The sequence below is a fragment of the Nocardia sp. FDAARGOS_372 genome (genome assembly GCF_002554515.1).
Taxonomy (GTDB): Bacteria; Actinomycetota; Actinomycetes; order Mycobacteriales; family Mycobacteriaceae; genus Nocardia; species Nocardia farcinica.
Window position 1 is genome coordinate 1835294 of sequence record NZ_PDDW01000001.1, and the last position, 15937, is coordinate 1851230.

Here is a 15937-nt window from a genome sequence, read left to right on the forward strand (position 1 = left end):
CCTGGTGCCGTCGAGCTCTCGTCCACTGCCGCGGGTTCGCCGCGCCCCCGCCCCGCCGTCGACCGGCGGATGGTCGTGCTGCCATCCCGACGATACCCGCGCACCCCGCCGGGCGATCCGGGTTCGCCGCTTACAGGCCCGAGCCGGCGATGCGGGTGCGGCCGTCGTCGGTGCTCACCCGGATCCAGCGGTTTTCGCTGGTGACGGTGCCGTCGGCCGTGGTGTAGGTCAGGGCGACGGTGGCGGTGTCGGGCCCGGTGGGCGTGACCGCGTCGACGCGGACCGACCGGATCGAGGACCAGAACCTGGAGTAGGCCCCGAATCCGCCGGTCTGGGCCTGATAGGCGGGGGTGAGCTGGGACCAGGCGCCGGCGATGTCGCCGGGGAGCATCCCGTAGTAGGTGCGGGCGAAGCTCGCCGCGTCCGCCGGTGGCGTCGTCGTCGTGGTGGTCGGCGGCGTGGTCGTGGTGGTCGTAGCGGTCGTGGTCGTCGTCGTGGACGGTGCCGGGGGCTCGGGCTGGGGTGCGCCGCCGCCGGGGGCCGGGTTCGGGGCGGCGGACGGGGTCGCGACCGGTGGGGCGGCGGTGTCGTCGGCGCCGTCCCGGTCGCGGGTGGCCAGCAGCAGCCCGGCGAGGGCGAGCACGGCCACCGCGGCGATGGCGACCAGCAGCAGGGTGGGACGGCGCGCGCCGCCCGCCTCGGCGGGACGCGCCGGAGCCGGGGCGGTCCCGGGTGCGGCGGACACCGGGCCGGAATGTGCGACCGGCCCGCGACGCGGACCGGACCCGGGTGCCGGTGCGGGACGCGCGCCCGCACCGGACCAACCCACCCCGGACGACCCGGCCGCGGCGGAGCCGGAACCGAACACCGCGGTCGAGTCCGCCCCCGGGGTCGGCATCACCCTGGTCGCGGCGGGCGCCGCCGCCAGTGCCGGGGTGCGCCCGGCGGCCACATCGGCCAGCGCGCGGGCGGCCTCCGGCATGCTGGGCCGGGCCACCGGATCGGCCGCGAGCAGCCGCATCAGCACCGGCGCGAGCGGTCCGGCCCGGCGGGGCGGCGGTATCTCGCCGCGGGCCACCGCGTGCAGGACGGCCAGCGGGTTGTCTCCCTCACCGAACGGGGGCGCGCCCTCCACGGCCGCGTACAGCGTCGCGCCGAGCGCGAAGACGTCCGACGCGGGCGAGGGATCCTCCCCCCGTGCCACCTCGGGCGCGAGGTAGGCGGGGGTACCGGCGAGAAACCCGGTCGCCGTCACCGTGACGTCGCCGACCGCCCGCGAGATACCGAAATCGGTGATCTTCACGGTGCCGTTGCCGACCAGCAGGTTCGCCGGCTTCACGTCCCGGTGCATGATCCCGGCGGCATGCGCGGCGGCCAACGCGGCGGCGGCCTGCGCGCCGATGTCGGCCACCTGATGCGGCGGCAACGTGCGCCCGCCCGCGATCTCGGCGGCCAGACTCGGTGCGGGCATGTACTCCATCACCAGCCACGGCTGACCGTCTTCCTCGGCCACATCGAAGACGGTGATGGCGTGCGGATGGTGCAGCCGGGCGGCGATGCGGCCCTCGCGCATGGCACGTTGCTTCGCATCCTGCGCCTGCTCCCGGGTGAGACCCGGCGCCAGCAACAACTGCTTGACCGCGACCACCCGCTGCAACCGCTCGTCGGTGGCGCGCCACACCACGCCCATCGCGCCGGTGCCGATCCGCTCGGCCAGCCGATACCGTCCAGCGATCAACCGGTCCGCCGTCATGTGGTCGTGCCCCTTCTGCCAAGCCTCACCGCACCGCCGCGCAGACCCGTCGATGACCGAAAAGCGGACGCGCCGAAGTGCTTTGCCCCCGGGACCGTGGGACGAACGGCATCCGCCCACTGCCCCGGACGCAGTTGCAACCCTTCGACAATGGCATACCCCACCGACGGACATCCACCCGCGCCGCGCCGCGCGGACCGGCCGCCGTGGCCCCGCTCACAACGCCGTGACCGCGCTACCGCCGCCGGCCGCTCACGCGTTGAAGTACTTGGCCTCCGGGTGCAGGAGCACGAACGCGTCGGTCGACTGTTCCGGGTGCAGCTGCAGTTCCTCCGAGAGCACCACGCCGATCCGGTCCGCCTCGAGCAGGTCCACCAGCTTGGCCCGGTCCTCCAGGTCGGGGCACGCGCCGTAGCCGAAGGAGTACCGCGCGCCGCGGTAGCCGAGCTTGAAGTACTCCTGCACGTCCTCGGGATCGGACTCGGCGACCGCGTGGCCCTCCAGCACCAGTTCCTCCCGGATGCGCCGGTGCCAGTACTCGGCCAGGGCCTCGGTGAGCTGCACACCGATGCCGTGCACCTCGAGGTAGTCGCGGTAGTTGTCGGCGGCGAACAGCTCGTTGGCGAAGTCGGCGATCGGCTGCCCCATCGTCACCAGCTGGAACGGCAGCACATCCACCTGACCGGTTTCGCGGGCGAGCTCCCGCGACCGGATGAAGTCGGCGATGCACAGGAACCGGTCCCGCTGCTGGCGCGGGAAGGTGAACCGATACCGTTGCGGCGCATCGGGTTCCGGCTCGGTGAGCACGATCACGTCATCGCCCTCCGACACCGCCGGGAAATAGCCGTACACCACGGCGGCGTGCTGGAGCACACCCTCGGTGGCGAGCCGGTCCAGCCAGGCGCGCAGCCGCGGCCGTCCCTCCGACTCGACCAGTTCCTCGTAGCTGGGTCCGTCGCCGCCGCGCTGCCCGCGCAGACCCCACTGCCCCAGGAACAGCGCCCGCTCGTCCAGCAGCCCCGAATACTCGTGCACCGCAAGACCCTTCACCACCCGCGTACCCCAGAACGGGGGCACCGGCACCGGCAGGTCGGCGGCCACGTCCGAGCGGGCGGGCACCTCCACCGGGGTCTCGGCGGCCTTGCGCTTCTCGGCGATGCGCTTGGACCGTTCGTGGCGGGCCTTGCGCTCGGCCGCCTTCTCCCGTTCGGCGACGGCCTCCGGGCTGTTCGGGTCGGGCGCCTCGCCGCGCTTGCGCGCCATGATCTCGTCCATCAGGCGCAGGCCCTCGAAGGCGTCGCGCGCGTAGTGCACGTCGCCCTCGTAGACGTCGGTGAGGTCGTTCTCCACGTAGGCGCGGGTCAGCGCGGCGCCGCCGAGCAGCACCGGGAACTGGTCGGCCACGCCGCGGGAGTTGAGCTCCTCGAGGTTCTCCTTCATCACCACGGTCGACTTCACCAGCAGGCCGGACATGCCGATGACGTCGGCCTTCTTGTCGACGGCGGCGTCGAGGATCGAGGTGATCGGCTGCTTGATGCCGAGGTTGACGACCTCGTAGCCGTTGTTCGACAGGATGATGTCGACCAGGTTCTTGCCGATGTCGTGCACGTCGCCCTTGACGGTGGCGAGCACGATGCGGCCTTTGCCGGAATCGTCGGTCGATTCCATGTGCGGTTCCAGGTAGGCCACCGCGGCCTTCATCACCTCGGCCGACTGCAGCACGAACGGCAGCTGCATCTGCCCGGAGCCGAACAGCTCACCGACGGTCTTCATGCCCGACAGCAGCGTCTCGTTGATGATCCGCAGCGGCGGCACCTCGCGCATGGCCTCGTCGAGGTCGGCCTCCATGCCCGCCTTCTCGCCGTCCACGATGCGCCGCTCCAACCGCTCGAACAGCGGCAGCGCGGCGAGCTCCTCCGCGCGCGAGGCCTTCGACGACGAGGAGGACACGCCCTCGAACATCGCCATCAGCTGCTGCAGCGGGTCGTAGTCGGGGGTGCGGCGGTCGTAGATCAGGTCCAGCGCGGTGGTGCGCTGCTCCTCGGGGATGCGGCTCATCGGCAGAATCTTCGAGGCGTGCACGATCGCCGAATCCAGCCCGGCCTGCACGCACTCGTGCATGAACACCGAGTTCAGCACCTGGCGGGCGGCGGGGTTGAGGCCGAAGGAGATGTTGGACAGGCCGAGGGTGGTCTGCACCCGCGGGTGCCTGCGCTTGAGTTCGCGGATGGCCTGGATGGTCTCCAGACCGTCGCGCCGCGATTCCTCCTGCCCGGTGCCGAGGGTGAAGGTGAGCGTGTCGATGATGATGTCGCTCTCGTCCAGGCCCCAGTTGCCGGTGATGTCGGCGATCAGCCGCTCGGCGATCTCCACTTTCTTCTCGGCGGTGCGGGCCTGGCCTTCCTCGTCGATGGTCAGCGCGACCACCGCGGCGCCGTGTTCGGCGACCAGGCGCATGATCTGCTGGAACCGGGACTGCGGCCCGGCGCCGTCCTCGTAGTTCACCGAGTTCACCGCGCAGCGTCCGCCCAGGTGCTCGAGTCCGGCCTGCAGCACGGCGGGCTCGGTGGAGTCGAGCATGATCGGCAGCGTGGAGGAGGTGGCCAGGCGGCTGGCCAGCTCGGTCATGTCCCTGGTGCCGTCGCGGCCGACGTAGTCGACGCACAGGTCGAGCATGTGCGCGCCGTCACGGGTCTGGTCCTTGGCGATGTCGAGGCACTTCTGCCAGTCCTCGGCCAGCATGGCCTCGCGGAAAGCCTTGGAGCCGTTGGCGTTGGTGCGCTCGCCGATCATCAGGACGGAGGCGTCCTGCGCGAACGGCACCGAGGTGTACATGCTCGACACGGCGGGCTCGGGTTCGGGCGACCGGCGCTGCTCGGGCGGCGGCAGCGTGGCCTCCACCTCGCGCACCGCCTCGGCGACCTGCCGGATGTGCTCGGGCGTGGTGCCGCAGCAGCCGCCCACCAGCGCCAGCCCGAACTCGCTGACGAACCCGCGCAGCGCGACCGCCAGCTCCTCGGGCGTGAGCGGGTACTCCGCGCCGTTCGGCCCCAGCACCGGCAGGCCGGCGTTCGGCATCACCGAGACCGGCACCGTGGCGTGCTTGGACAGGTGCCGCAGGTGCTCGCTCATCTCGTCGGGACCGGTCGCGCAGTTCAGGCCGATGACGTCGATGCCGAGCGGCTCGAGCGCGGTGAGCGCCGCGCCGATCTCGCTGCCCACCAGCATGGTGCCGGTGGTCTCCACGGTGACGTGGGTGATGATCGGGATCCGGCGGCCCGCCAGCTCCATCGCGCGCCTGCTGCCGGTGACGGCGGCTTTGACCTGCAGCAGATCCTGGCAGGTCTCGATGAGGATGGCGTCGGCGCCGCCGTCGAGCATGCCGAGCGCGGACTCGACGTAGGCGTCGCGCAGCGCGGTGTAGGGCGCGTGGCCGAGGGTCGGCAGCTTGGTGCCCGGCCCCATCGAGCCGAGGACGTAGCGGGGGGTGCCGTCGGGGCCCGGCCCCATCTCGTCGGCGACCTCCCTGGCCAGCCGGGTGCCGCGTTCGGACAGATCGCGGATGCGGTCGGCGATGTCGTAGTCGCCCAGGTTCGACAGGTTGCAGCCGAAGGTGTTGGTCTCCACGGCGTCGGCGCCCGCTTCGAAGTAGGCGCGGTGGATGGCGCGCAGCACGTCGGGGCGGGTCTCGTTGAGGATCTCGTTGCAGCCCTCCAGCCCGCGGAAATCGTCCAGGGTGAGATCGACGGCCTGCAGCATCGTGCCCATCGCACCGTCGCCGATGACGACACGCCGACGCAGCGTGTCGAGAAGGGTGGTATCGAACCCGGCGGATTTGGACACAGACATGGCTACCAGCGTAGTGGCCGCCTCCGACAACCCGGCAGCTGCGTCCACCGGCGGTCGGCACCGGCACGCCACCTGCACCGCGGCGCGAAATCAATACCACAACCACACCCCGCACGCCGTAGGCTGACCGAGTGAACCCCAGTGAGACCTCCGATTCGGAATTGCCGACGTTGCGCGATCCCGTGCTGATCGCCGCCTTCGAGGGCTGGAACGACGCCGGCGACGCGGCCAGCGGCGCGGTGGAGCATCTGGAACTGATCTGGGACGCCGAGCCGCTGGCCGAACTGGACTCCGAGGACTACTACGACTACCAGGTGAACCGGCCCACCGTCCGCCAGGTCGACGGCGTCACCCGGGAGATCCAGTGGCCCTCGACGATGCTGTCGGTCTGCTCGCCGCCGGGCACCGACCGCGACGTGGTGCTGCTGCGCGGTATCGAACCCAACATGCGCTGGCGCAGCTTCTGCGCCGACCTGCTGGAGTTCGTCGAGCAGCTCGGCGTGCAGACGGTCGTGATCCTCGGCGCGCTGCTGGCCGACACCCCGCACACCCGCCCGGTCCCGGTCACCGGCTCGGCCTACAGCAAGGAGGCCGCCGAGCGCTTCAACCTGGAGCAGACCCGCTACGAAGGCCCGACCGGCATCACCGGCGTGCTGCAGGACCAGTGCGTGAAGGCCGGGGTGCCCGCGGTGTCGTTCTGGGCGGCGGTACCGCACTACGTCTCGCAGCCGCCGAACCCGAAGGCGACCATCGCGCTGCTGCACCGGGTCGAGGACGTGCTCGACATCGAGGTGCCGCTGGGCGAGCTGCCCAAGCAGGCCGAGGACTGGGAGTCCGCGGTGAGCGAGATGACCGAGGGTGACGAGGAGATCACCGAGTACGTGCGCTCGCTCGAGGAGCGTGGCGACGCCGCGGTCGACATGAAGGAGGCCATCGCCAAGATCGACGGCGACGCGATCGCGGCCGAGTTCGAGAAGTACCTGCGCAGGCGCGGCCCGGGCAGTTTCGGGCTCTAGCGCCGCGCGCGGTTCACCCGGAGTTCGCGGGCGGGTGCCCGCGGGTGCCGAATGTGGTTGCCCGCGGAGGGATCCCGCCCTCCGACACGCCGTTCGGCGGGGCGCACCGCGCCCGACACACCGGGCGGCGGACGAGCCGGACCGCGCGTGTTGCTGAAAGTTGGCCGTGACACCGGACTTCGGCGGGTGGCCGGGTCGCAGCGCCGGACGCGGCGGCGGCGCGGGGTGCCGCTGCCCAGTACCGGATGGTCGGTTCAATCACCGGGATGCGGCACATCGCGGGTGCCCGCATCCCCGGAAACGGCAGCGGCCCGCGGTGTGTCCTCGATGGTCCACACCCGGGCCGCTGCGTCCTGCGCCAGTTTCGCGAGCAATATCTCACGGGGGATGGTCTGTCCCGCAAGGTGATCCAGTGACGGTACGACGACGTGATGGGCGTCGGCCCGCCTGAGCTCCTGGGTCAGCTCGGCGAAGGCCGTGCCGTCGCCCCCGGTGGATTCGTGGAACGTGGCCGCGAAACAGAAGCCTTCCTCGCGCGCCAGCGTGGTCATCTTCGCCTCGAGTTCCGCGCTGTGACCGTCGGCGAGATCGTCACGCAAGTATCCATAGATCAACGCTTCCACCCGAACCTCCAATGGATTGGGTCGCTGTTGCCATGTGTGGATATCCCCGTGCGGGGTACCGCGATCGGTGCGAGGTTGCGGCGTTGCAGATGTCCTTGCATCTGTACGACCGGCAACCTGTCCGCTCCTCTTTCAGAATGTCTGACGCCAAACTGCGAATGCAGGTGTCAACCCGGGGACAACCGCGTGCCCTATTCGGTGCACCAGAGGTTAACTGGTGCGATACTACAGACGTGACCGCTGGTGACGAACGACCCGTGTGGGCTGTCCGGATGCGCTCTGAACGTGACGCGAGGGGGTGGTCACAGGCAGACGCGGTACGCGCGATGCGCGCGAAGACGTCGCACAACCTACCGACCGACTCCACGCTCCTACGCAATTGGCGCCGTTGGGAATCGGGCGAATCGCGCCCCGACGACTTCTACGCGCCGATCATCGCCGCCACCTTCGACACGGTGACCGCAGCGTTCTTCCCCAAGGCCAGACCCAACCGCGACGACGAACTGCTCTCGGCCACCGGCATGGACACCCTCGAATTCATCGGCAGGCTGCGGATGTCGGACGTCTCGGCCGCCACGCTGGACGCGATCCGGATCACCGCCGAGCGCCTGTGCTGTGAATACTCCTACGCCGACCCGCACGAGCTGCACGCCGAGGGCACCGCGTGGCTGCGCCGGATCACCTCGCTGCTCGACGGCAGGCTCACCCTCGCCCAGCACCGCGAAATCCTGGTCCTGGCAGGCTGGGTCGCGCTGCTGGTCGGCTGCGTGGACTACGACCTGGGCCGGCGCACCTCCGCGGAGGCCACCCGGCGGGCGGCCTGGTCGCTGGGCAGGGAGTCCGACAATCCCGAGATCAGCGGCTGGGCAGCGGAAATGGCCGCGTGGTTCGCGCTGACGCAGGGTAACTATCGGGGTGCTGTGGAGGCCGTCGACGCCGTCCTCGAGGACACTCGACATATCGGCGTCGGGGTGCAGCTCGCCGCGCAACGAGCCAAGGCATGGGCCCGGCTCGGCAACCCGGCCGAGGTGGAGAAGTCGCTCGGCATCGGGCGAGCGATCTTGGACAGCCTCGACCATCCGGCCAACCTGGACAACCACTTCGTCGTCGATCCGCAGAAGTTCGACTTCTACGCGATGGACTGCTGCCGGGTGGCCGGCCAGGACCGGATGGCCGAAGCCTATGCGCGCGAGGTGATCCGACACTCCACCCGGGCCGACGGCTCGATCTTCAACCCGATGCGGGTGTCGGAGGCACACCTGACACTGGCCGTGGTGGCGGTGCGCGACCGGGATCTGGAACGCTCGATCGACGAGGGCATGCGCGCCTTCGCGTGCAAGCGCCGTTCGCTGCCGTCGCTGATGCTCATCGCCGGCGAGGCGGCCCGGGAGATGACCCAGCACTATCCCGGCGATCCGCGCACGCAGTCCTACCTCGAGCAGCTGCGGGCGATCTCCGTCGAGAACTGACCACCTCCGCCGCGGCCAGGGACACCGGTCGTGTCCCCGGCCGCTACCGGGTGAGCGAACCGGCACGAACCGGACGCGGCCACGCCGAATGCGTGCCGTAGGCGCGGGCGGCGACCGGCCCGCTACTACCCTGTTGCCGGTGACCGACTCCGAGGACGGGCCGCGCGGCGACGAGCTGGACGAGCGGCTGCGGCTGTTCGCCTTCGCCACGGCGGAGAAGCGCGCGGACTACCTGCGCGTGTTACGGGCCTTCGACAGCGCGCGGGCGGCCTACGTGGTGCTGCTGCATGCCGACGACGTGGCGGAGTGGATCCGGCGGGCGGGCGGCGCCGAGTTGCCCGCCGCCGAGATCGGGCCGCTGCTGGACCAGCTGCACCGGTGGGGTGTGCTGGAGCGCAGCTACGACGGCACCCGCGCGGCGACGCTGGCCGAGTACCGCAACCGGCACTACGTCTACCAGTTCACCCAGCCCGGCTTCCAGGCGTTCCGCGCGGTGGCCGGGGTGCTGGACGCGCGCGGCGAGGAAGCGTCGCTGTCCCGGCTGGTGTTGCCGGAGCTGCTCGCCGACCTGGGCGCGCTGGCCGAGGCGAACCGCCGCGGCGACGCCGAACTCGTCTACCGGACGCTGCGCCGGCTGGACGCCGCGCTCACCGACATGGCGAGCCGGGCCGCGCACTTCTATCTCTCGCTGGGCGACCTGGTGCGCACCACCGAGGTCACCCCGGAGGCGTTCCTGGCGCACAAGGACACGCTGCTGGCGCACATGCGCGAGTTCAGCATGGATCTGGCGCGGTTCGCGCCGCGGCTGGCGGCGGCCATCGCGGAGATCGAACAGACCGGCGTCGCGGCGATACTCGAGCGGGCGGCGCGGTGCGACGAACGGGTGCTGCTGAGCCCGGCCGACCGGGAAGCCGATTGGCGGGCGCGCTGGCAGGGCTTGCGCGGCTGGTTCGTCGCCGGTGAGAGCGGCGCGACCGAGGCCGATCGGCTGCGCGAAGCCACCATGAGCGCGATCGCCGCGGTGCTGGCGCTGCTGCGCCGGGTCACCGAGACCCGCCGCGGTGGGGTCAGCCGGGAGTCGGCGCTGCGGCATCTGGCCGCGTGGTTCACCGCGGCGCCGAGCACCGAGAGCGCGCACGCGCTCTTCGACGCGGTGTTCGGGCTCGGGCGGCCGCGGCATCTGGCGATGGAACATCCCGATGCCGACGTCGTGCCCGCGAGCCGATCCTGGTGGGACGCACCACCGTTGGAGATCTCCCGCACCCTGGCCGAGACGGGACGGCCACCCTCGGCGGCGGCGCCGGGCCGCATCCAGCGCAACGACGCGAGTATGCGGCGCCTGCGGGAATCGCAGCTGGCCGCGCAGCGCTCCCGGGCGGAGGCGGCGCGGTCGCTGGCCGCCGCGGACGTCTACGAGCGGGTGCTCGACGACCGCGAAACCGACATGCTGCTGCGCCTGCTGGACGCGGCGTCGACGGCGTGGGTGCCGGTGAGCGGACGGGTCGCGGGCACCTCGGGCAGCGACAACGGCGTCACCCTCACGGTGTCCGAGCATCCGGGCCCGACGGTGGTGCGCACCGCGCGCGGGTTGCTGCATCTGAACAACCGCAAGCTGGAGGTGCGCGTTCGCGGACCGCGCACGTCGGGAGGTGCGGCGTGATCCACGCGCACCGCATCGGTTCGCTGGAGCTGGACAACTATCAGCGCGCCGCCCGGGTGATCCTGGCCAATCACGTGGTCACCCGCAGCTACCCCGACCGGGTGGCGTTGTCGCTGATCCGCCGCTGGGCCACGGAGCTGCGCGAGGATCTGGCCGAGTTGTTCGGCTACCGGCTCGAGGTCACCGAGACGACCGCGCGCCTGTTCCCGGTGCTGGACGAACTCGACCCGGGCCGTCCCGCGCGCACCGTCACCGAGCGGGTCTTCGACCGCCGCCGCTACGCCTATCTCGCCTTGGCGTTGGCGGCGCTGGGTCGCGCGGGCGACCAGATCACGCTGTCGGAGCTGGCCGAGCAGGTCAGCGCCTATGCCGCCGAGATCGACGGGCTCGAGCTCGCTCCCGACCGCGCGGCCGACCGGGACGCCTTCGTCGACGCCGTGGGCTGGCTGGCCACGCGCGGCGCGCTGACCCTCGCCGACGGCGACGCGGGCGGCTGGGCGGCCGACCCGGAGGCGGGCGAGGCCCTCTACGACATCGACCGTCCGGTCGTCTTCGCCCTGTTCCGGCCGCCGCGGGCGCTGCAGCATCTGCACAGCGTCACGGGCCTGTTCGGCGAGGAGCCGACGACCGAGGCGGGCACGCCCGCCGCGCTCGCCCGGGCCGTGCGGCGGGCGGTGGTGGAACGTCCGGTGGTCTACGCCGCCGACCTCGGTCCCGACCAGCGGGCGGTGCTGGCCCAGGAACGGGTGATCGCCGAGGTGGAGGCGTTCACCGGCCTGCGGGCCGAGCGGCGCGCCGAGGGCGTGGCGTTGATCGACACCTCCGGGCGGCTGTCGGATGTGCGGTTCCCCGGCACCGGCACCGTGGCCCAGGTGGCGCTGCTGCTGATCGCCGAGATCGCCGACCTGGTCCTCGACATCGACAATCCGCTGCCCCAGCGCGCGCCGGGCCCGGACGCGGGCGCCGAGCTGGTCGCGGCGCTGGACGCGGCGATCCCGGCCTCGACGCTGTTCGCCCCGATGGTCGAGGACGGCGACGAGCCCGCGGCGGAACCCGAGGCGGGGCCCGAGCCGGTGCGGTATCCGTTCGTCGCCGCCGACCGGGTGCGCGAGACCGTCGGCATGCTGGCCGACCGCTACGGCGCCACCTTCGCCGCGCACTGGCTCGCCGACGTGCCCGCGCTCACCGCCGAAGTGGTCGAGCTGCTGCGCCGGTTGCGGCTGGTGCGTCCGGTCGCCGACGGGGTGCTGGTGCTGCCCGCGCTGGCCCGGTACCGGGGTGCGGTCGTCACCGTGCGTACGCGGCGCACCGAGGAATTGTTCGTCGGCACCGGGAGGGAAGGGATCTGACATGTCGGTCATCCACGGCGGAGTGCGTTTCATCCCGACCAGGGCCGGGATCATCAATCTGTGGGACTACCGCGATCAGGAGTTCTGCTTCGCCGACGGCAGGCTGGTGCTGCGCGGGCCCAACGGGTCGGGCAAGACGAAGGCTCTCGAGGTGCTGTTCCCGTTCGTGCTCGACGGCCGGATCGAGCCGCGCCGGCTGAACCCGTTCGCGGGTGAGGAACGCACGATGAAGTCGAATCTGCTGTATCGCAAGCAGGATTCGGCGTATTCGTATGTGTGGATGGAGTTCGCGCGCGGGCGGTGGGCCGATCCCGAGGTCGTCACGGTCGGCATCGGCATGCGCGCCACCCGCTCCTCGGACAAGGTGACGCGCTGGTATTTCGTGGCCGACGGCCGGGTGGGGGTGGACTTCTCGCTCATCGGACCCGACGACCGCCCGCTGACCCGCAAACAACTCGCCGAACAGATCGGCAGCGACGCGATCGTGGACCGGCCGATGGAGTATCGGGCGGCGATCGATGCGCGCATGTTCGGCCTCGGCGCGCAGCGCTACGACCAGCTCATCAATCTGATTCTCACGCTGCGCCGTCCGCAGCTGGCCAAGAATCTCGATCCGCGCGGGCTCTCGCAGGCCCTCACCGACGGCCTGCGCCCGCTCGACGATCAGCTGATCCTGGACGCGGCCCGCTCCTTCAGCGACATGGAGGAGGTCGGGCGCACCCTCGAAGGGCTCGTGCACGCCGACACCGCCACCCGCGCTTTCGTCGACGTGTATCGCAAATACCTTGCGGTCCAGGCGAAAACAGAGGTCGACCAGGTTCGTGCCCGGCTCGACGCGGTCACGCACGCGAGCACGGCGCTGTTCGCCGCGAGTGCGCTGCGGCAGCGGCGCGAGGCCGAGCGCGCCGCCGCGCAGGACCGCGCCGACGACGCCGACCGCGCCTACGAGCAAGCCCTCACCGATCGCGAAACGCTGCAACGGTCGAGCGCCTACGAGGGCAAACAGCAACTCGACGACCTCGCCGACGCGGTGCGCAGGCTGGAGAGTTCGGCGGCCGTGCACCGTGCGAAGGCGGTGGAGGCCCAGCAGACGGTGGCGCAGCGCGCGCAGGAGCTCGACCGGGTGCGCGCGGACGTGCGGGAGGCCGCCGCGGCGCTCAGCCGCGGGGAGGACGAATTGCGCAGCGACGCCGAGGCCGCGGGGATCGCCTGGACGACGCCGTCCCGCGACGACGCGCTCACCACCGCCGTGCTGGCCAGGGCCGAGGAGCGCGACGCCGACGTGCGCGCGGTCCGCGCGGTGCTCGCGCGGGTGGAGGCGGCGCAGGCCGAGCGGACCCGGGCCGAGCGGCTGGCCGAGCGCGCCGGCGCCGACCGGGAGCGGGCGGCGGCCGATGTCGCGCACGCCGAGGCCGCCGTGGAGCTGGCTCGCGGCCGCGCGGCAGCGGCGCTGCGCGAATGGTGGGACGCACACGGCGAGACCTACGGCGCCCTCGGCGCCGAACTGTTCGAGGCCGTCGACGCCGCGCTGGGCCAGGCCGGTTCCGACGAGGCCGCCACGCCCGCCGAGGTGGTGGCCGAGCGCACCGAACCATTACTGGAGGAGTTGCGGGAGGCCCGGCTGGCCGCCCGCACCCGCGCGGCCGCCGCGACGGCCCGGATCGCCGACCTCGAGGCCGAACGCGACGCCATCGCCGCCCAGCGCGACGACGCTCCGCCCGCCCGGCACACCCGCACCGACGCACCGGACGACGGGCGGGGCGCACCCCTGTGGCGGCTGGTCCGGTTCGCCGACGACGTGCCGGCCGAGACCGCCGCCGGGATCGAGGCCGCCCTGGACGCCACCGGCCTGCTCGACGCCCGGGTCGGCCCGGGCGAGCCGCCCGCCGGTTATCGTTCCGATCAGTTCCTGATCCCGCTGCCCCCGGATCGGCGCCCCACCGGCCGCACGCTCGCCGATGTGCTGGTGGTCGAGGACGATTCGCTCGAACTGGCCGTTCCGGGCACGGTCGTCGCCGACATCCTGGCCTCCATCGCGGTGCGCGACGCCGCCGGTTCCGACGAGGTCCCGGCGCATCCCGCGCTCGACGTCACCGGCGGCTACCGGCACGGCGTGCAGGTCGGCAGGCACCACAAACCGCACGCCGAGTACATCGGCGCCACCGCCCGCGCCCGCCGCCGCGAGGAGCGCCTGGCCGAACTCGACGCCGCGCTGGCTGCCGCCACCGAGGACCGCGAATCCGCCGAGGCGGCCGCGAAACAGGCCGATGCCACCCTGGCGGCGCTGACCACGGCGGCCAAGGCACTGCCCCGCGCCACCGCCGTCACCGGCGCGCTGCGCGCCGTCGCCGAGGCGGCGGGTGTGGTCCGCTCCCGCACCGAGGCCGCCGCCCAGGCCGAACGCGAACTCGATCAGGCGGTCACCGAGGTCACCGCGCTGGAGAAGAAGCTGCGTGCCGCGGCCGCCGAGCACCGCACGCCCCGCACCGCCGCCGATCTCGACGCCCTGGCCGCCGCCGTCCGCCATTTCGAGAGCACCGGCACCGCCCTGGCGCGGCTGCGCGCCGATCACGAACGCGCGCTCGAACGCGAACGCGAGGGCGCCGACCGCCTCGACGAGGCCCGCGGCCTAGCCGAGGCCTTCGCCGAGGAAGCCGAAGCCGCGCGCGCCGGTTACGACGAGCAGCAGCGCAAACTGGCGACGTTGCGCGAGGCGCTGGGCGCGGGCGCCGCCGAGATCGATGCCGAACTCGCGCGGGCCCGCGACCGCATCGACGCCTGCCGCGCCGAGCAGAAGGCCGCCCGCAAGGCCGCCAACGCGGCCATCGAGGCGGTCGGTGACGCCGAGGCCGCCTACCGCACCGCGCACGAGGCGCTCGGCACCGCCCTCACCGAGGTGCTGGCGCAGGTCCGCGCGCTCGCCCCCTACGCGCAACCGGATCTGCTGGCACTGCTCGGCGTCTCCCCCGAGCTGCGCTGGCCCAGCAGCGACGCCGCATGGTCGACACCGGATCAGCTGCTCTACCGCATCGCGCAATCGGATCCCGAGACCGAGCCGCGGGTCCTGCCCGACGAGGTGGCCGCACTGTTCGAGGCACTGTCGACGGCCACCGCGTCGGTGCGGGCCGGGGAGGCCGCGCGCAAATCCACCCGCAGCGCCGTCACCGCCGCGCTGCAGGAGTTCGACGCCGCGCTGGCCGCCTCGGGCCGCGACTACCGGTTGCGCTGGGACGCCGCCGACGGGCTCACCGTCGTGCAGGTGCAGGACGAGCACGGACTGTGCCCGCTGGCCGATTTCGCCACCCGCGTCGCGTCCGCCCGCCGCGATCAGGAGCTGCTGCTCACCGACGCCGAACGCCGCATCCTCGAAGACGCCCTGCTCACCGGCCTGGCCCAGCAGATCCACGAACGCACCGGCGACGCGCGCGAACTCATCGCCAAGATGGGCGCGGAGATGAAACAGCGGCGGATGTCCTCGGGCAACACCATCGGCGTGCACTGGGTGCTGGCCGACGACCTCTCCGACAGCGCGCGGGCGATGTGCAAGCTGCTCGACCGCGACGCCGCCGCGCTGAGCCCGGAGGATCTCGCCGCCATCCGCGCGCATTTCGCCGCCGAGATCCGCGCCGCCCGTGCCGCGCATCCCGAACGGTCCTACCCGGAGATCCTGGCCGCCACCCTCGACTACCGCCGGTGGCGGGTGTTCTCGTTCACCCTGGTCGGTGCCGACGGCAGCGAGGACAAGCTCACCGTCGCCCGGCACAGCGCGCTGTCCGGCGGTGAGCAATCCGTGTCACTGCACCTGCCGCTGTTCGCCGCCGCCCACGTCATGCTCGACTCCGCCGACCCGCAGGCCCCGCGGCTGCTGGCGCTGGACGAGGCGTTCGCCGGCGTCGACGACAACGGGCGCAGCGAATTGCTCGGCCTGAGTGTGCAATTCGACCTCGACCTGTTCATGACCGGCTACGACCTGTGGATCACCTACCCGCACGTGCCCGGCTGCGCCCACTATGACCTGGCTCACTCCGCGGCCGAGCACACCGTCAGCGCCACTCTGCTGGTGTGGGACAGTGGCGATCTGCTCGCCGAGCACAGCGGATCGGATCTCACCGCCGCGCTCGGCTCCCCCAACCGCCGTCGGGTGCCGGTCGGCATCGAAGGCGGCCTGACCCTCGACGACATGCCGGGCGCCCCGGCGCCCCTGGCCTGACCGACCGA

The 15937-nt window shown here is 72.2% G+C and carries 8 protein-coding genes; 5 read left to right on the plus strand and 3 right to left on the minus strand.

Annotation, left to right across the window (positions count from 1 at the left end; translation table 11 throughout):
* Positions 1 to 130 precede the first annotated feature (130 nt).
* Both CRM89_RS09090 and metH read right to left on the minus strand, forming a co-directional pair.
* Positions 131 to 1753, minus strand: a complete 1623-nt coding sequence (locus CRM89_RS09090; RefSeq protein ID WP_098083740.1) for a serine/threonine-protein kinase — start codon at positions 1751 to 1753, stop codon at positions 131 to 133.
* A 252-nt stretch (positions 1754 to 2005) separates the two neighbouring features.
* A complete protein-coding gene (metH, locus tag CRM89_RS09095; protein WP_098083741.1) occupies positions 2006 to 5602 on the minus strand; it encodes a methionine synthase in 3597 nt (1198 codons plus the stop codon).
* 131 nt (positions 5603 to 5733) lie between these two features.
* Between metH and CRM89_RS09100 the strand changes: the two genes are divergently transcribed.
* On the plus strand, positions 5734 to 6618 hold the full coding sequence (locus tag CRM89_RS09100; RefSeq protein WP_011209726.1) for a PAC2 family protein: 885 nt from the start codon (positions 5734 to 5736) through the stop codon (positions 6616 to 6618).
* Between the two features lie 254 nt (positions 6619 to 6872).
* On the opposite strand, the gene CRM89_RS09105 is transcribed toward CRM89_RS09100, so the two are convergent.
* Positions 6873 to 7241 carry a hypothetical protein gene (locus tag CRM89_RS09105; RefSeq protein WP_228788391.1) on the minus strand — a complete coding sequence of 123 codons (369 nt, stop codon included), beginning with the start codon at positions 7239 to 7241 and terminating at the stop codon, positions 6873 to 6875.
* Between the two features lie 326 nt (positions 7242 to 7567).
* On the opposite strand from CRM89_RS09105, the gene CRM89_RS09110 reads away from it, so the two are divergent.
* The 4 genes from CRM89_RS09110 (at position 7568) to CRM89_RS09125 (ending at position 15929) form a co-directional block, all read left to right on the plus strand.
* Positions 7568 to 8710 carry a hypothetical protein gene (locus CRM89_RS09110; RefSeq protein WP_060590666.1) on the plus strand — a complete coding sequence of 381 codons (1143 nt, stop codon included), beginning with the start codon at positions 7568 to 7570 and terminating at the stop codon, positions 8708 to 8710.
* Between the two features lie 187 nt (positions 8711 to 8897).
* Complete coding sequence (locus CRM89_RS09115; protein WP_098086936.1) at positions 8898 to 10370, plus strand: TIGR02677 family protein; 1473 nt, start codon at positions 8898 to 8900, stop codon at positions 10368 to 10370.
* Positions 10370 to 11719: a TIGR02678 family protein gene (locus tag CRM89_RS09120; protein WP_041561078.1), complete on the plus strand. Its 1350-nt coding sequence runs from the start codon at positions 10370 to 10372 to the stop codon at positions 11717 to 11719. Before CRM89_RS09115 ends, CRM89_RS09120 begins: the two co-directional genes overlap by 1 nt.
* A 1-nt stretch (position 11720) precedes the next feature.
* Positions 11721 to 15929: a TIGR02680 family protein gene (locus tag CRM89_RS09125; RefSeq protein WP_098083742.1), complete on the plus strand. Its 4209-nt coding sequence runs from the start codon at positions 11721 to 11723 to the stop codon at positions 15927 to 15929.
* The last annotated feature ends 8 nt before the right edge of the window (positions 15930 to 15937 follow it).

Coding starts and splice junctions, on each gene's coding strand:
- CRM89_RS09125 (WP_098083742.1), top strand. CDS start 11,721: ATGTCGGTCATCCACGGCGGAGTGCGTTTCATCCCGACCAGGGCCGGG.
- metH (WP_098083741.1), bottom strand. CDS start 5,602: ATGTCTGTGTCCAAATCCGCCGGGTTCGATACCACCCTTCTCGACACG.
- CRM89_RS09110 (WP_060590666.1), top strand. CDS start 7,568: ATGCGCGCGAAGACGTCGCACAACCTACCGACCGACTCCACGCTCCTA.
- CRM89_RS09090 (WP_098083740.1), bottom strand. CDS start 1,753: ATGACGGCGGACCGGTTGATCGCTGGACGGTATCGGCTGGCCGAGCGG.